This window comes from Mycobacterium sp. EPa45, assembly GCF_001021385.1.
Lineage (GTDB): Bacteria > Actinomycetota > Actinomycetes > Mycobacteriales > Mycobacteriaceae > Mycobacterium.
The window spans coordinates 4,002,540-4,017,985 of the sequence record NZ_CP011773.1 but is presented as its reverse complement, the minus strand read 5'-3'; the positions used below and the strand labels follow the sequence as shown (position 1 = coordinate 4,017,985).

The 15,446-nt window shown below is 66.5% G+C and carries 13 protein-coding genes and 1 tRNA gene; 10 read left to right on the top strand and 4 right to left on the bottom strand.

Going from position 1 to position 15,446, the window contains the following annotated elements; genetic code table 11:
* Positions 1-70 precede the first annotated feature (70 nt).
* Positions 71-2,860, bottom strand: a complete 2,790-nt coding sequence (gene aceE / locus AB431_RS19235; protein WP_047331273.1) for a pyruvate dehydrogenase (acetyl-transferring), homodimeric type — start codon at positions 2,858-2,860, stop codon at positions 71-73.
* A gap of 148 nt (positions 2,861-3,008) precedes the next feature.
* Between aceE and AB431_RS19230 the strand changes: the two genes are divergently transcribed.
* The 5 genes from AB431_RS19230 to AB431_RS19210 all read left to right on the top strand — a co-directional run bounded on the left by AB431_RS19230 (position 3,009) and on the right by AB431_RS19210 (position 5,768).
* Positions 3,009-3,578: a hypothetical protein gene (locus AB431_RS19230; RefSeq protein ID WP_235435705.1), complete on the top strand. Its 570-nt coding sequence runs from the start codon at positions 3,009-3,011 to the stop codon at positions 3,576-3,578.
* 84 nt (positions 3,579-3,662) lie between these two features.
* On the top strand, positions 3,663-4,091 hold the full coding sequence (locus AB431_RS19225; protein ID WP_047331272.1) for a DUF3052 domain-containing protein: 429 nt from the start codon (positions 3,663-3,665) through the stop codon (positions 4,089-4,091).
* Positions 4,088-4,552 (top strand): peroxiredoxin, encoded by a 465-nt coding sequence (locus tag AB431_RS19220; protein WP_047331271.1) that lies wholly within the window; start codon positions 4,088-4,090, stop codon positions 4,550-4,552. Before AB431_RS19225 ends, AB431_RS19220 begins: the two co-directional genes overlap by 4 nt.
* 47 nt (positions 4,553-4,599) lie before the next feature.
* A tRNA-Val gene (locus AB431_RS19215) sits at positions 4,600-4,674 on the top strand.
* Positions 4,675-4,715: 41 nt separating this feature from the next.
* Positions 4,716-5,768, top strand: coding sequence for a hypothetical protein (locus AB431_RS19210; protein WP_047331270.1), 1,053 nt, complete (start codon positions 4,716-4,718; stop codon positions 5,766-5,768).
* A 26-nt stretch (positions 5,769-5,794) separates the two neighbouring features.
* Here AB431_RS19210 and AB431_RS19205 read toward each other — a convergent pair whose 3' ends face one another.
* Positions 5,795-7,804, bottom strand: a complete 2,010-nt coding sequence (locus AB431_RS19205; RefSeq protein ID WP_235435704.1) for a DUF4185 domain-containing protein — start codon at positions 7,802-7,804, stop codon at positions 5,795-5,797.
* A 218-nt stretch (positions 7,805-8,022) separates the two neighbouring features.
* Between AB431_RS19205 and AB431_RS19200 the strand changes: the two genes are divergently transcribed.
* Positions 8,023-8,439 carry a VOC family protein gene (locus AB431_RS19200; protein ID WP_047333596.1) on the top strand — a complete coding sequence of 139 codons (417 nt, stop codon included), beginning with the start codon at positions 8,023-8,025 and terminating at the stop codon, positions 8,437-8,439.
* Positions 8,440-8,472: 33 nt separating this feature from the next.
* Here the strand turns inward: AB431_RS19200 and AB431_RS19195 are convergent, their stop codons facing one another.
* On the bottom strand, positions 8,473-9,918 hold the full coding sequence (locus AB431_RS19195) for a wax ester/triacylglycerol synthase family O-acyltransferase (RefSeq protein WP_047331268.1): 1,446 nt from the start codon (positions 9,916-9,918) through the stop codon (positions 8,473-8,475).
* Positions 9,919-10,008: 90 nt separating this feature from the next.
* Between AB431_RS19195 and AB431_RS19190 the strand changes: the two genes are divergently transcribed.
* Together AB431_RS19190 and AB431_RS19185 are read left to right on the top strand one after the other, a co-directional pair.
* Entirely contained in the window at positions 10,009-11,208 is a 1,200-nt protein-coding gene (locus AB431_RS19190) for an alpha/beta hydrolase (RefSeq protein ID WP_047331267.1), read from the top strand.
* Positions 11,209-11,226: 18 nt separating this feature from the next.
* The gene (locus AB431_RS19185; RefSeq protein WP_047333595.1) at positions 11,227-12,189 is read left to right on the top strand and encodes a nitronate monooxygenase family protein; all 963 of its coding nucleotides are present in this window, start codon (positions 11,227-11,229) and stop codon (positions 12,187-12,189) included.
* Here the strand turns inward: AB431_RS19185 and AB431_RS19180 are convergent.
* Positions 12,176-13,279, bottom strand: a complete 1,104-nt coding sequence (locus AB431_RS19180) for a dihydrodipicolinate reductase (protein WP_047331266.1) — start codon at positions 13,277-13,279, stop codon at positions 12,176-12,178. The two genes, AB431_RS19185 and AB431_RS19180, sit on opposite strands and share 14 nt — an antisense overlap.
* Positions 13,280-13,394: 115 nt before the next feature.
* Between AB431_RS19180 and AB431_RS19175 the strand changes: the two genes are divergently transcribed.
* A complete protein-coding gene (locus tag AB431_RS19175) occupies positions 13,395-14,375 on the top strand; it encodes an LLM class flavin-dependent oxidoreductase (protein ID WP_047333594.1) in 981 nt (326 codons plus the stop codon).
* On the top strand, positions 14,372-15,445 hold the full coding sequence (locus tag AB431_RS19170; protein WP_047331265.1) for a dihydrodipicolinate reductase: 1,074 nt from the start codon (positions 14,372-14,374) through the stop codon (positions 15,443-15,445). Before AB431_RS19175 ends, AB431_RS19170 begins: the two co-directional genes overlap by 4 nt.
* Position 15,446 lies beyond the last annotated feature (1 nt).

Below are 15,446 nucleotides of genomic sequence, written 5' to 3'. Positions count from 1 at the left end.
AAAAGCTACGCCGCTTTTCTGGATGTTCCCACCAAAACCGCGCCCACCCCACTCGCGGCAGGGGAGGCGCCTATGCGCTGCCGGTGTCGACGAACGAGACCTCGGCGGCCAACACGTCGTCGATCCGGTACTCCGTGGCCGCGGCGATCGCCACCGACGGGTCGATCTCCCCGTCGCGGGCCAGCGCCTCGAGCACTGCCACCACCACGGACTCGGCGTCGGTGTTGAAGTACCGGCGCGCCGCGGGCCGGGTGTCGGAGAAGCCGAACCCGTCAGTGCCGAGCGTGACGTAGGTATTGGGCACCCACGGGCGGATCTGTTCGGGCACCGCACGCATCCAGTCCGACACCGCCACGACCGGCCCTGCGGTGTCGGCGAGCACCTGCGTCACGTACGGCGTCCGCGCGGGCCGGTCCGGGTGGCGCAGCAGTTCCTTCTCGACCTCGACGCCGTCGCGGTTGAGCTCGCCCCAGCTGGTCACCGACCACACGTCGGCGGCGACGTCCCAGCGCTCGGCCAGCATGTCCGCGGCCCGCAGCGCCTCGGGCATCGCGACGCCGGAGACCAGGATCTGCGCGACGTTCGTGCGCTTCTCGCCGGCCGCCCGGTAGCGGTACATGCCGCGCAGCAGACCCTCGGGGTCGAAGTTCTCCGGCTCCGGCGGCTGGGCGTAGGGCTCGTTGTAGATGGTGATGTAGAAGTAGACGTTCTCCGGGTCCTCGCCGTACATGCGGGCCAGGCCGCTTTCCACGATGTAGGCGATCTCGTAGGCGAACGCCGGGTCATAGGCCACCACAGCGGGATTGGTCGCGGCCAGCAGCAGCGAGTGACCGTCGGCGTGCTGCAGCCCCTCACCGGTCAGGGTGGTGCGCCCGGCGGTCGCGCCGAGCACGAAACCGCGGGCCATCTGATCGGCGGCCGCCCACAAACCGTCGCCGGTGCGCTGGAACCCGAACATCGAATAGAAGATGTAGACCGGGATCATCGGCTCGTTGTGGGTGGAGTACGAGGTGCCAACGGCGGTGAACGACGCCGTCGAGCCGGCCTCGTTGATGCCCTCGTGCAGGATCTGGCCGATTTCGCTTTCCTTGTACGCCAGCATGAGTTCGGCGTCGACAGCGGTGTACAGCTGGCCGTTGCGGTTGTAGATCTTCAGGCTCGGGAACCACGAGTCCATGCCGAAGGTGCGGGCCTCGTCGGGAATGATCGGGACGATCCGCTTGCCGATCTCCTTGTCGCGCAACAGTTCTTTGAACGTGCGCACTGTGGCCATGGTGGTGGCCACCTGCTGATGTCCTGACCCCTTCTTCAGTGCCTTGTACACATCGCGCGGCGGCAGGGGAAGCACTTTGGTCTTGGTGCGCCGCTCGGGCAGGAAGCCGCCGAGCGCGCGGCGCCGGTCGATGAGGTAGCGGATCTCCGGGGCTTCCGGACCGGGGTGGTAATACGGCGGCAGGTAGGGGTTCTCCTCGAGCTGCGCGTCGGAGACCGGAATCCGGATGGCATCGCGGAAGTCCCGAAGGTCTTGGAGCGCAAGCTTTTTCATCTGGTGCGTGGCGTTGCGGCCCTGGAAGTGGGCGCCCAGCGAATAGCCCTTGATGGTCTTGGCCAAGATCACCGTGGGCTGGCCCTTGTGCTCCATCGCCGCGCGGTAGGCGGCATAGACCTTGCGGTAGTCGTGGCCGCCGCGCTTGAGGTTCCAGATCTCGCTGTCGCTCATGTCGGCCACGAGCGCCTTGGTCCGCGGGTCGCGGCCGAAGAAGTGGTCGCGCACATAGGCGCCGTCGTTGGCCTTGTAGGTCTGGTAGTCGCCGTCGGGCGTGGTGTTCATCAGGTTCACCAGCGCGCCGTCCTTGTCGGCGTGTAGCAGCGCATCCCACTCGCGGCCCCACACCACCTTGATGACGTTCCAGCCCGCGCCGCGGAAGAAGGACTCCAACTCCTGGATGATCTTGCCGTTGCCGCGTACCGGTCCATCGAGGCGCTGCAGGTTGCAGTTGATGACGAACGTCAGGTTATCGAGTGCTTCCAGGGCCGCGACGTGGGTCAGCCCGCGGCTTTCCGCCTCGTCCATCTCGCCGTCGCCCAGGAACGCCCAGACGTGCTGATCGGAGGTGTCCTTGATGCCGCGGTCGTGCAGGTAGTGGTTGAACCGCGCCTGATAGATGGCGTTCATCGGGCCCAGGCCCATCGACACCGTGGGGAACTCCCAGAAGTCCGGCATGAGGCGCGGGTGAGGGTAGGAGGGCAACCCGCCGCCGGGGTGGCTGTGTTCCTGGCGGAAACCGTCGAGTTGGTCGGCGGTGAGCCGGCCCTCGAGGAAGGCGCGGGCGTAGATGCCAGGGGAGGCGTGGCCCTGGATGAAGATCTGGTCGCCGCCACCCGGGTGGGCCTTGCCGCGGAAGAAGTGGTTGAAGCCGACCTCGTACAGCGCGGCCGACGAGGCGTAGGTGGAGATGTGTCCGCCAACGCCCACGCCGGGTCGCTGCGCGCGGTGCACCATGATCGCGGCGTTCCACCGGATCCAGGCGCGGTAGCGGCGCTCGACGTCCTCGTCGCCGGGGAACCAGGGCTCCAGCTCGGTGGGGATGGTGTTGACGTAGTCGGTGGAGGTCAGCGCGGGGATCGCGACGCGCTGCTCGCCGGCGCGCTCCAGCAGCCGCAGCATCAGATAGCGTGCGCGGGCCGGTCCCGAACGGGCAAGCAGGTCATCGAACGACTCCAGCCATTCCGAGGTCTCCTCGGCGTCGATATCGGGCAGATATGACGCGACACCCTCGCGGATCACCCGTACTCGATCGGAATCATTTGGGCTGCTTGAGTTTTGGGCCAGATCGTGGCGCGCGAACTCGGTGGTCAACTTCAGCTCCTTCGTGGGAGGTGCAGGTTTTGCACCGTCCGCCTTCTATCGTGCCGCAATCGAGGCGGTACCGACGAGTAGTCAACTCAGGGGTTGGTGAATTTCTCGCACCGCGCCGAGCAGGGCCCTTACCCGGTAACCTGCCGGGGTGCTGATCAGACACGCGCGCAGGCTGCGGATCGGCGGGCTGCTGGTCGGCGGTGCGGCGGCGGTGTTGGCCGGTGTGATCGGCTGCACCAGCGTCACCGGTGGCGAGCCGTCGGCCAACGGCCGCGACGCCCCGGCTTTCCGGACCTCGATGTCGGTGTCGGCCTCGGAGTCGGCCGCCTCGTCCAGCGCCCGGGAGTCCGAACGGCAGGCCTCACTGACCACCCAGGCCATGCACGACACGTGCGAGACGCTGTCGACGTCCAGCGCCGACGCGATCGACGCGGTCAACGCCTACGTGAGCGCTTTCAACCAGGCCACCTCCGATATCGCGACCACCGAGGGTCCGGCGGTCGACGCGCTGAACAAGAGCGCGGACGCCGTCGCGGCCAGCGTCACCGATGCGATCCCCGCCGCGTTGAAGGCTGCGTTCAAGGATTGGGTAGACGGTGCACATGCAACAGCCAGGGCGATCACCGCACACGCAGGCCCGGCGGAGTTCAACCAGACCATCCAAAGTCTCAACGACACCAGGTCGAATGCGTTGAGCTTGTGCGACGCGACGTATTGATTCCCACCGCACGGCGAGTAATGAACGTCGTCGTGCGACGATAGGCCTTAGACAGCCGACCCTGATTCCAAGGAGGTTCCGACGGTGGTCGCGGAGGGTGGCCCCCCGAACTACGCCCAGAAGCTGGGCATCCAAAAAGACCAGGTCGTGCAGGAGCTTGGCTGGGACGAGGACACCGACGACGACATCAGGGCCGACGTCGAGGACGCCAGCGGCGGGGAACTGCTCGACGAGGACGCCGACGAAGTCGTTGACGTGGTCCTGCTGTGGTGGCGCGACGGCGACGGTGACCTGGTCGATCGGCTGATGGATGCGATTGCGCCGCTGGCCGACGACGGCATCATCTGGGTGGTGACACCCAAGACCGGCAAGCCCGGTCATGTGCAGCCCGCCGAGATCGCCGAATCGGCGCCGACCGCGGGGCTGATGCAGACGTCGTCGGCCAATCTGGGGGACTGGATCGCAAGCCGACTGGTGCAGCCGAAGTCGAAGGCGGCCGGGAGGCACTCGTGACAGGTGGGGTCGGATCCGACGCCCCTGATTTCACGCTCAAAGACCAGAACGGTCAGCCCGTCACGCTCAGTTCGTTTCGTGGCGAGAAGGACGTGCTGCTGGTGTTCTTTCCGCTGGCATTCACCGGCATCTGCCAGGGCGAGCTCGACGAGATCCGTGACAACCTCCCGGTGTACTCCAACGCCGACACGGCCACGCTGGCGATCTCGGTCGGGCCGCCGCCGACGCACAAGGTCTGGGCCACTCAGAGCGGCTTCCAATTTCCGGTGCTCTCCGACTTCTGGCCGCACGGCGCGGTGGCTCAGGCGTACGGGGTGTTCAACGCCGACGCCGGCTTTGCGAATCGGGGGACCTTCGTAATCGACCGCGCCGGCGTCATCCGGTTCGCCGAGTGCAAAGAGCCCGGCGAGGCCCGCGATCAGTCGGTCTGGACGCAGGCCCTGGCCGCGCTGAGGGCCTGAGCAGGATTTCCCTGCACCCGCGCCCGCCGTGTAACCTGCCCGGGCACGGGCGCGTAGCTCAGTGGTAGAGCTCTGGTTTTACACACCAGCGGTCGGCGGTTCGATACCGTCCGCGCCCACCAACAAAACGCGGTTTGTCTGCCTCGAGCACGGGTAGGCGGGCATGGTGACCGGTAAACGATCGTCAATCCTGCTCATCGCTGATCCCGGAGCGCCTGCGGGGATCGCGGAGCGCCTGTGTGATTCGCTACCGACAGCGCTGACCGACCGCGCTTCGGCGGGTGTCACCTGGGACGTGTCGGTGCGGCGTCACGCGTATCCCATCGACGAAAACGCCGACGTCTCTGACGTCGTCGCCGCCATCGACCCGGCCGGCGAAACTGAAGACGTCGTCATCTACCTCACGGACCTGCCCCGACGACTGGGCACAACGCCGGTGCTAGCCGACATCAGCTTGCCTGATCGGCTCGGAGTGATTTCTGTCCCCGGCGTCGGTGGAATGTTCATTGATCGCCGGGTGAGGAGTTTGGCGCAAACCATCGTGGGTGAGGTGACCGACCAGGCGGACCAAGGCAATTCGGTGCGACAACTGACGCGGACACAGGATCATGATGTCGTCCGCTACGTCGCGCCGACACCTCTGTCGCGGCTGCGACTGCTGGCCGGCATGGTTTACGCGAATCGGCCGTGGCGCCTGGTGACCGGGATGTCCAAGGTGATGATGGCGGCGTTCGCCACCGGCGCAGTAAGCCTGGCGTATCCGACCATGTGGCAACTGTCGGCCACCATGGGGCCCTTGCGACTTACCACAGCGACCATCCTGGCCATGGCGGCCCTGGTCGCTTGGCTGATCATCGAGCACAAGCTCTGGGAACGCCCGCATTCCGCCGACGAACGCGAACGCGCGGTCCTGTACAACGCGTCCACTGTCGTCACGCTGATCATCGGGGTCGTCATCTTCCACGTCGGGTTGTTCCTGCTGCTGTTGCTGACTGCGTGGTGGACGCTTCCGCCGCAGCTGGTCGAGCACAACATCGGTAGACCCGTGAATCTCTCGACCTTGTTATTGATGACCTGGTTGGTGTCCGCGGTTGCCACGCTGGGCGGCGCCCTGGGCTCAGGCATGGAGGATGACGAGGTCGTGAAGGCCGCGGCATATGGAGTTCGGCAACGCCAGCGGTTCGACCAGGACAAGTCGGCGCCCGCCCCGCGGTGATTCGGCTGGCATGGCTGGCCGCTGGATCACGGGAGCCTGGTGTGCATCAGCAGGACGTTGTAATCGCCCCACATCGACATGTTCCAGTAGATGTCCTGCCCCGTCGACCAGGGGTCCATCATCGGCGCGTAGAGACCGGGGTATTGCGTGGACGTCGCCAGGGTCGTCGGCGCCGACCACGGTCCCTCGGGCCGGTCGGCAGTGCGCATCACCACGTTGTTGTTGTTGTCCGCGTACATCATCACGTACTTCTTGAGATAAGTGTTGTACTGCACGGACATCTCGCCGGCGCTGGGATAGGTCTTGGTGGTGCCGCCCCCGAAGAGGCTGCTGAACCAGCCCAGCAACCCGGTGTTGGTCGTGGTGGTCGCCGGCAGGACGGGCGTCGCCGCCGACGGCTTGTTCGCGACCCAGGTTGTTCCGTTCCAATACTGGTACTTCGTCTGGTCCAGGATGTCGGCCTGCTGCACCCGCGACAGGTAGACGGTTCCGCCACGACCGGACGGTGTGCCATAGACATAGACGTAGTTGGCGTCGGCCGATCCGGCCGGAGGTCGAACGAAAGCGCTCTGCTGGAAGTTCTGATTGCCCGAGACGTAACCCGTCGTGGTGCGGTAGGACGCGGCTGATCGGATCGAAGACGGAGCGATCGTCCAGGTTTGACCGTTGTCATCGGAGTAGGCGATCGCCGAGTAGTTCGTCGTCCAGCGTCCCGGGGTGTCCCACGACTTCACCGACATCACGCTCACGTACTGACGCGACCCGTAGGCGTTGTTGTAGGGAACCGAGACTCCCGAGGTCGGAATGATCGTGACCTCGGACCCCTGCGGTCCCAGATAGCCCGGGCTGTTGATGATCTGCTTGGAGAAGTTGGGACTCGACAGCGGTGATCCGCTGAACACGTTCCCCAGCTGGCCGGGCGCGACGCTGATGCCGTCGGAAAGCACTGGATCTGAACTGCGCAGCAGCGTGTTGGACCGCCAGATGCCCGACTGGCCGGTCCCGCTGAATGTGTCACCGAAGGCCATCAGCACCTGGTGCTCGTTGACGGGTGTGGCCGGATCGTCTTTGATTCCGTTGTCCCACATGATCCCGAGGTCGGTGCCGCCGATGCCGAACATCGACCCGGTGTTGTTGGTGCGGGTCAGCAGGTAGGGGCCGGTTGTTCCACTGCCCGTCACCCAGGCGACGGGTGTCGTCGTGGGTCCCGTGGCCACCGCGGCGGTGGCGAACGATTGCGCGGGAACCGATCCCGGGGCGGTCCCGCCCAGCCTGGACACCGTCGAGTCGAACTCTCTTCTGGCCCAGGCCAACAGGCCCCACAGCACGGGTGGATCGCCGGGTGCCAGCGGTGAGTTGGCAGCCAGCGGACCGAGACCCAACGCGGCGAGCACGCGGCCGAATGCGGGCAAGCCGCCTGTGACCGTCGATGCGGGCGCTTCGACCGCGGCCGCCGCCGACTGCCCCGTGATCACGGGTGCGGCCGCGGTGGTGACGATCGGCGCAGCGAGGGCGGCGACGTTCTGCGACACGGCGTCGACAGGTTTCTCGCCGGCCGCTTGCAGTGGCACGCCGACGCGGTGCACCATGTCGTTGATCGGATTATTCTGCGCCGCAGTCTGTTTGCTTGCGGACGGCGTGCTCGCCGCAGTGTCAGCCGTTGGTGCAACTGCCGCCCGGCGCCGGGAGGGAGCCGGGGCGCTCGACTTGCTGCTGCCGGAGGTATCACCCTGCGCTCGTTGGGAATTCATCACCATTCCGAGTGTGGCGAGTACCTCCGACGGGCTCTTCGGTCGTGTGGCGCCACCGAATAGGGGAGACGTCGCGGCGCCGGTCACGGTACCGGCCGTAGCGCCCGCGGGTGACGGTAGGGCCGGCTTGGCCGCGCCGGCCGAGGAGTCGGCGACGGTGTTCTTCGGCTGGCCGTCCACATTCGATGATGTCGTATCCGACGCCGGCGGCGAACCGGTTTCGTCAGCCCACGCCACCCCGGAGCCGGATGCCACGGCAACCCCGACACCGAGAGTGATTGCCAATCCCCCTACGCGACCTATATACGATGCTGCGCTCATTACCCACCCCATGATCGAATTCGCTCCGACCCACATCCATGGGACAGCCTCGGGCTCCACCGCAAACAGAGGCAAAGGTCCCTTCCTCAGGATTCTTTGGCGTTCGCAAACTCGATGTTTGCATTGTCAAGGTTGCCGAGTGCGAGGCGGTTCACGCGGTCGGCGCTAGCATGACTGGCATGATGCGGCTCGATCACGTCGTCTTGTGGACCGAGAATCCGGCTGCGGCGATGGACTTCTACACGCGCGTGGTCGGTCTCGAGCCGGTACGGTTCGACGAGTTCCGCTCTGGGGACGCGCCCTTCCCCAGTGTGCGGGTGTCGCAGGATTCGATCATCGATCTGTTACCGATGGACAGGGCCGCCGACACCGAAACCCAGACGCGCGTGGCGGACAGTGCCGGCCACCGCGTCAATCACGTCTGCCTGGCGATGACCAAGTTCGAGTACGACGCGCTGGATCAGCGCCTGCAGGCCGAGGGCATCGACACCAGCGCCCGGCTGGCGCCCACCTTCGGTGCCCGCGGTTGGGGGCCGGAGGGGATGTACTTCCCTGACCCCGACGGCAACGTGGTCGAAGCCCGGTACTACGAGGACTGATCTCCGACGGGCTGGGCGGACCGGCCGCAATCGCTACGTGTAATCCATTGCGGCGCTGAGCAATTCGTCGAACGCCAGTTGCATGCAGTCGGCGTAGTGTCCCGGGTCGGGCAGCGCGCTGCGGTCTGCGGTCGCACCGATCGAAATCGAGCCGTTGTAGCTCGCCACGACGTGGAACAGGTTCAAGCCCGCGATCAGGGGGCCGAGCCCGGTGACGCGATGAAGCCGGGCCCCGGCGAAGTAGATCGGCTGGTTGGGTCCCGGCACGTTGCTCACCGTCGTGGCCGCAATGGCCGGGGCGGAGAAGGGCAGCGCGCTGGCGGCCTTCACCGTGAGCCCGAGCAACGTCGTCGGTACCACGCCGACGAGGTTCATCAACCGGGCACTGCCCTCGGTATCAGTGTTGTCGCGGAAGACCGATGTCTCTTCGACGATGGCGTGTAACCGTTCCAGCGGATCGGCGATCGTCGTCCCCAGCGGGTGCAGCCTGCCGAAGAGCCTGTTGCCGCCCGCGCCACGCTCGTCGCTGCTGCGGATCGACGCCGGACACGCCGCGAGGAGGCTTTCGTCGGGCAGCTCACCGTGACCCTGCAGATAGTGGCGAAGCGTCCCACCCACGTAAGCCAGCGTGACGTCGTTGATGGTCGCCCCGGGCACACAGGCTTTGATCCGCTTGAAGTCGGCGAAATCGTGGAACCGCGCTTCGAACACCCGGTGGGGGGTCACCGATCCGTTGAATCGAGTGGGCGGGGAGAAGACCGACCCACTACTCGGCCCCAGTGCCGAGGTCACACCGGACACCACTGCACCGGGCAGAGCATGCAGGTGTCGCAGCGCGTTGAACGCGCTGGGGATCAACACCTTGCTCACGCGCAGCGGGTACCGCGCGATGTTGGTCGCCGTTCGGGCGACCAGGTCCGAGGTCGACGGAAGAGGGCGGGGTGCGAACCGATGCGGGGGCGGGGCGGGTCGCGGTGCGTCTGCGGCGAGGTCGTGCATGGCGGCCATCAGTTCGACGCTTTCCATCCCGTCAACAACGCAGTGGTGCAACTTGAGCGAGACGGCGAACGATCCCTTGGGCACGCCCGGTACGGCGTTGAGCCCCTCAATGACCGTCATCTCCCACGGTGGGCGGCGAAGGTCGATCTGGCGGCCGTGAATACGCGCGATCTGGATGCACAGTTGGCGCCAATCGCCGGGCTGCGGAAGTGCGATGTGACGCACGTGGTACTCGAGATCGAAGTCCGGATCGTCCACCCAATACGGCATGTGCATGCCGCCGGGCAGCTCGGTCAGACGGCGGCGGAAGGTGGGCGACAGGTGCAACCGGGCGTCGATCTCCTCGAGGATGCGCTTGAAGGTGACCTTGCCGCCCGGGGCGGTCGACTGGTCGTAGATGAGCAGCATCTGGATCTGAATCGGCGTTTCGGGCCGTTCAGCGCGCAGCATCATGTCATCGGTCCAGCTCAGCTGCTCCACGTCACGCCCTTCTATCGCGCAGTGGTTAGCCAAAACCATGACATTGGAAACAATGGCCAGATCGAAGCTCGTGCACCGTAGGCTGCAGCCATGCGCGGAGTCTGTTCCTACGCCCGGTGGGTGGCGAGAGCCAAGCCGGGCGATTACGTGATCGCGCTGGGTGCCGCGTCGGCTTCCGTGCCGCTCATCGGACGTCATCTCGAGATACTCGCCGGCTTTGCGGCTCTCGGAGTGGGTGGTCGACGCTATGTGTCCAGCATCGGCACCGGGATGACCCGCGCACGGCTGCGCCCCGGCAGTGCGGAAGAGCGAAACGCCCAGCGCGCGTTGACACCTCACGTGTTGAGCGAGGCGTTGGACGGTATCGTCGCCGCCGACCAGCTGGCCGAACCGTGGCCCACACATCGCGACCGCGCACCGTTTCTGAAGGCGGCCGGGCAGCGGCGATATGTCTACCGTTCTTCGGTGCCCTACGGCGACCGTCCAGGTCAGCTGCTCGACGTCTGGCGAACCCCGGATTCGGCGGACCTCCAGCAACCGGCCCCGGTGCTCGTCTTCGTCCCGGGCGGTGCCTGGGTTTTCGGCCGTCGGGAGCTGCAGGGGCACGCGCTGATGTCGCACTTGGCGCGGCGCGGATGGGTGTGCTTGTCCATCCAGTACGGGGCGAGCCCGCGGCACCGCTGGCCGCGCCAGATCACCGACGTCAAGGCGGCGATCGCCTGGGCCCGGGCCAACGCCGCCCAGTTCGGGGGCGACCCGAGTTTCGTCGCCGTCGCCGGCTGCTCGGCAGGCGGGCACCTGGCCAGTTTGGCGGGGCTGACCGACGGCGACCCCCAGTGGCAAGCCGACCTTTCCGTGGACGCCGACACGTCGGTCGATGCCGTGGTCAGCGTGTACGGCCTCTATGACTGGCACGACCGCAGCACCCCCGAGCGTGACCGCTTCCTGGAGTTCCTCGAACGTGTCGTGGTGCAACGGTCGCAGGCTCGCCGCCCGGAGATCTTTCGCGCGGCATCGCCGATGGAACGCGTGCACTCCTCGGCGCCGCCGTTCTTGGCGGTGCACGGGAGCAATGACGGTCTGATCCCCGTGGGGGAGGCGCGCAGCTTCGTCGAGCGACTGCGGTCGGTGTCCGAGTCGGCCGTGTGTTACATCGAATTGCCCGGTGTCGGACATGGTTTCGACCTCATCGACGGCACCCGCACTGCGCCGGTAGTGGCAGCGATAGGGCGATTCCTCCACCACGTCCATCAGGACCGGCGCCGGGCCGAGGCGACTTCCGCGGTCTGAAGAAAGCAAGCCGTGGGTGTGTTGTCGACCGAATGGTCGCGGTCGGTGGGCATCGACGTGCCGATCGTCAATGCCCCGATGGGTGGGGTCGCCGGTGGTGCGCTAGCCGCGGCGGTCTCCCGGGCCGGCGGCCTCGGGATGATCGGGATGGGCAGTGCCGGCACCGCCGAGCGACTTGCCGCAGAGCTTCATCACGTGGCAAAGCTCGATCGGCCCTTCGGAATTGGCCTCGTGGGCTGGGTGGCGGCCAGCCGGCCGGAACTACTCACGACGGCGCTGGCCGCCGGCCCGGCGCTGCTGTGCGTCAGCTTCGGTCAGACGTGGGAGTGGGTGTCACACGCCCACGATGCGGGTGTGATGACCGCGACCCAGGTCGGTGATCTGGCCGGCGCCGAACGTGCGATCGCCGCGGGCGTCGACGTCGTGATCGCCCGCGGGTCTGAAGGCGGCGGTCACGGTCAGCCCCTGGTCAGTACGTTGCCACTGCTGACTGAGGTGTTGGATGGTGTGGACGTTCCGGTCCTGGCGGGCGGGGGGATCGGGTCCGGACGCGGGTTGGCCGCCGTTCTGGCCGCCGGTGCGTCGGCGGCATGGCTGGGCACGGCGTTCTGCGCGTGCACCGAGTCGCTGCTGTCCGACAAGGCGCGTGACGCGATGCTCGCGGCAGCGGACACCGATACCGTGCTCACCCGGGTGTTCGACATCGCCCAGGGATATCCCTGGCCGCCGCAGCTACCAGAACGCGTGCTGCGCAACAGTTTCAGCGGTCGCTGGCATGGCGACGAGGACGCCCTGAGGGTCGACTCCGGCGCGGCCGCGGAGTTGGCGCAGGCAATCGCGTCTGAGGACTATACGAAGGCGCCGATCAACGCCGGCCAGGCTGTCGGAGCGCTCACCGCGGTCCAACCCGCCGCTGATGTGATCGCCGCGCTGAGTTCGGTTGCAGAGGAACTGCTTTCGCGCTGGGCTACGCGGGGTTGAACGCCTGGCGGGGGATGGTCAGCGGCAGGTCCACCGAACTCACCAGCCCCGGCTGCGCGTCGACGACATAGGGGATGGCGTTGACGACGCGCATCGCGGTGGCCACCATCGCGCCTGCTCCGGAGGTCATCGATTCGATGCCGGCCTTCTTGCGGTCGCGCAACGTCACGTCGAAAGTGCAGTCGATGTCCGGGGTTCCGGTGATCACCACGCGATAGCCGAGCGCGTTCGGCAGCGTCGGCCAGTGCGGCGCGACGTCGGGCGCCAGCCGTGTGACGTGTTCGATGATGATCGCCTCCTTGCCGTCGACGATGCCGATCGCCTGCATTCGGAGCGCACCGCAGGTGCCCGCCTCGACGGTGCCCATCGCCACCTCGAGCGTGCGCTCCGTCACCGCCCGGTCGAATGTCTCCCGCACTTCCTGCAGTTCAACTCCGAGGGCTTCGGCGACCATGCGCATCTGGCCGTGCCATTCCCCGGCGATCGCGCCGGGGAAACTGATCCACGGCGTGTAGTCCAGCGGCCTGCCGAAGCCGAGAGCATCGCTCATGATGTCCGGCACGCCGTAGTCGTCGTACAGGCCGATCTCGTAGGAGTGGATCTTCTCGATCTGTGAGGACTGTGTCGAGAGGACCAGCGGCAGGTAGTCGGCGGCGAACCCGGGTTCGATCCCGGATGCGTAGAGCGTCACCTGACCCTGTTTCGCCGCCGCCGCGATCTGATCGCGCCACTCGGCGGGCTCGTAGGCATGTGGGTTGACCAGTCGCGTGGTGCTCGTCGTGACGACGTTGATCCCGGCGCCGAGCAGCTTCACATAGTCGGGGATGGCCAGCGCATCACGCTCGGGACCGCTGGCGGCGTAGACCACACAGTCCGGTTTGAGCGCGATCAACGCGTCGGCGTCGGTGGTGACGGCCAGGCCGATCGGCTCGCCGTTGGCCAGTTCGCCGGCGTCGCGACCGTCCTTGCCCGGCGAGTGCACCCAGACGCCGACGAGGTCGAGATTGGGGCGCTCGTGGATCGCGCGGATCGCGATCGATCCGATACCGCCGGTGGACCACACGACCACCCGGTATTGACCCTCAGCCATGACTGCCTCCAAAACCTAACGTTTGATCCGGAACGTAACAGTCAGCCGTCGACATGGTCAAGGATGCAGCCGAAGTCAAGTAGCAAGGAACAAAGTTTAGGTTATGGTGGGGCGGATGTTCACACTTCGGTTCGACATGCGCGCGCCGGCGGGTTCGGCGCCGACGACCGACTTGTACGCGGCCGCGGTCGACATGTGCGGATGGGCCGAAGACCGCGGTGCCCTCATCGCCGTGCTGTCCGAACATCACGGCACCGACGACGGACATCTACCGGCGCCTCATCTCCTGGCCGCGGCGATCGCAGCGCGGACCACGCACCTCGCGATCCTGCTGGCCGCGGTCCCGATCACCTTCTGGGACCCGGTGCGCCTCGCCGAAGAGATCAGCGTGCTGGACATCATCAGCAAGGGCCGGGTCTCCTACGCCCTCGGCATCGGCCATCGGGTGCAGGAGTACGAGCACTTCGGCGTCGATCCCCGTGGGCGTGGAAAGCGTGCGGACGAATCGCTCGATCTGCTTCGTCGACTGCTGCGCGGCGAGCCGGTCGACCATGAGGGTCGGCGGATTCACGTGACGCCTCCGCCGGTGACACCCAGTGGCCCGTACATGTTGATCGCCGGTGGCAGCGCGGCGGCCGCGCGGCGGGCGGCGCGCTACGGACTGGGGTTCATTTCCCAGGTCGCCTCGCCCGACCTCAAGGACCTGTACGAAAACGAATGCCGGGCCAACGGATTCGAGCCCGGTATGGCGCAATTCCCGGTCGAGGGCTCGCCGACAACGGTATTCGTTGCCGACGACGTCGATGCCGCGTGGCAGGAACTGGGCTCCTACCTGCTGCACGATGCGGTGACGGCTGCGTCGTATCGGCACGGCGACGATTCGGTGGCCAGCATCTCGCGCGCGTCGACCGTGGCCGAGCTGCGCGATGCCGGCGGCCCATACCGCATCTTCACCACTGACGAGGCCGTCGACCATATTCGCGGCGGCAAGCCACTTCCGCTGCTGCCGCTGTGCGGTGGCCTACCGCCAGACGTTGCGTGGCCCTATCTGGAACGTGCCGTGACGGCGAGCCAACGAGCACAGGAGGAGTCATGACCGCACCCCTGCGGACTGTCGTGTGGTCAACTGGTGGCGTCGGCTCGATCGCGATCGACGCGATCCGGGTGCGGCCCGATCTGGAGCTGTCGGGAGTGTGGGTGCATTCTCCCCAGAAGGCCGGCAGAGACGCGGGGGAGCTGGCCGGTGGCAAGCCGATGGGCGTCATCGCGACCAATGATGCCGCTGAACTCATTGCGCTCCAGCCTGATTGCGTCGTGTATGCGGCCAGCGGACCCGACCGCGATGCCGGTGCGGTACCGGACTACCTGATGCTGCTCGAGGCTGGCATCAACGTGGTCTCGACATCGTCGACCAGCCTGGTCTACCCACCGTCCTATTACTCGCCTGAGTGGCGCGACCAGATGGAGCAGGCCGCACAGGCGGGCAACTCGTCGTTCTACGCCTCGGGCATGTTCCCGGGCTTCGGCTCCGATCAACTGGCGCTGTTGATGGCGACGCAGTCCAAGAAGATCCGACAGGTGAGGGTCACCGAGGTGGCGCTCAACGACCATTATCCGGTCGCCGACGTGATGATGAACGGCATGGGGTTCGGGCATCCGCTCGATTTCGAACCGCTGCTCAAGACGCCCGGTTTCATCGAGATGGCCTGGCGGGCGCCGATTCATCTCATCGCCGACGGTCTGGGCGTCGAGATCGAAGAGGTGCGGGGCACCCTCGACCGCCGCGTCACCGACCGCGACATCGAGGTGGCGTTCGGCACGATCAAAGCGGGCACGTGCGGTGCGGTCAGCACCAGGGCAGCTGGTGTGGTCAACGGTCGTGAGGCCATCGTCGTGGAGCACATCATCCGGATGGCACGTCACGTTGCCCCCGACTGGCTGGCATCGGAGTTCGACGCCGCCTACCACGTCGACATCGAGGGCGATCCCGACATCCATTGCGCCATGAACGTCGGCGCCGCCGAAGGGCACGGTGCCGGCCATGCCGCGATGACGGCCACCGCGATGCGCGTCGTCAATGCGATTCCCTATGTCGTGGAAGCACCCGCCGGGCTGTTGAGCTCGCTGGACCTGCCCAATACGTTGCCCAGGCACGCGATCGACTGAG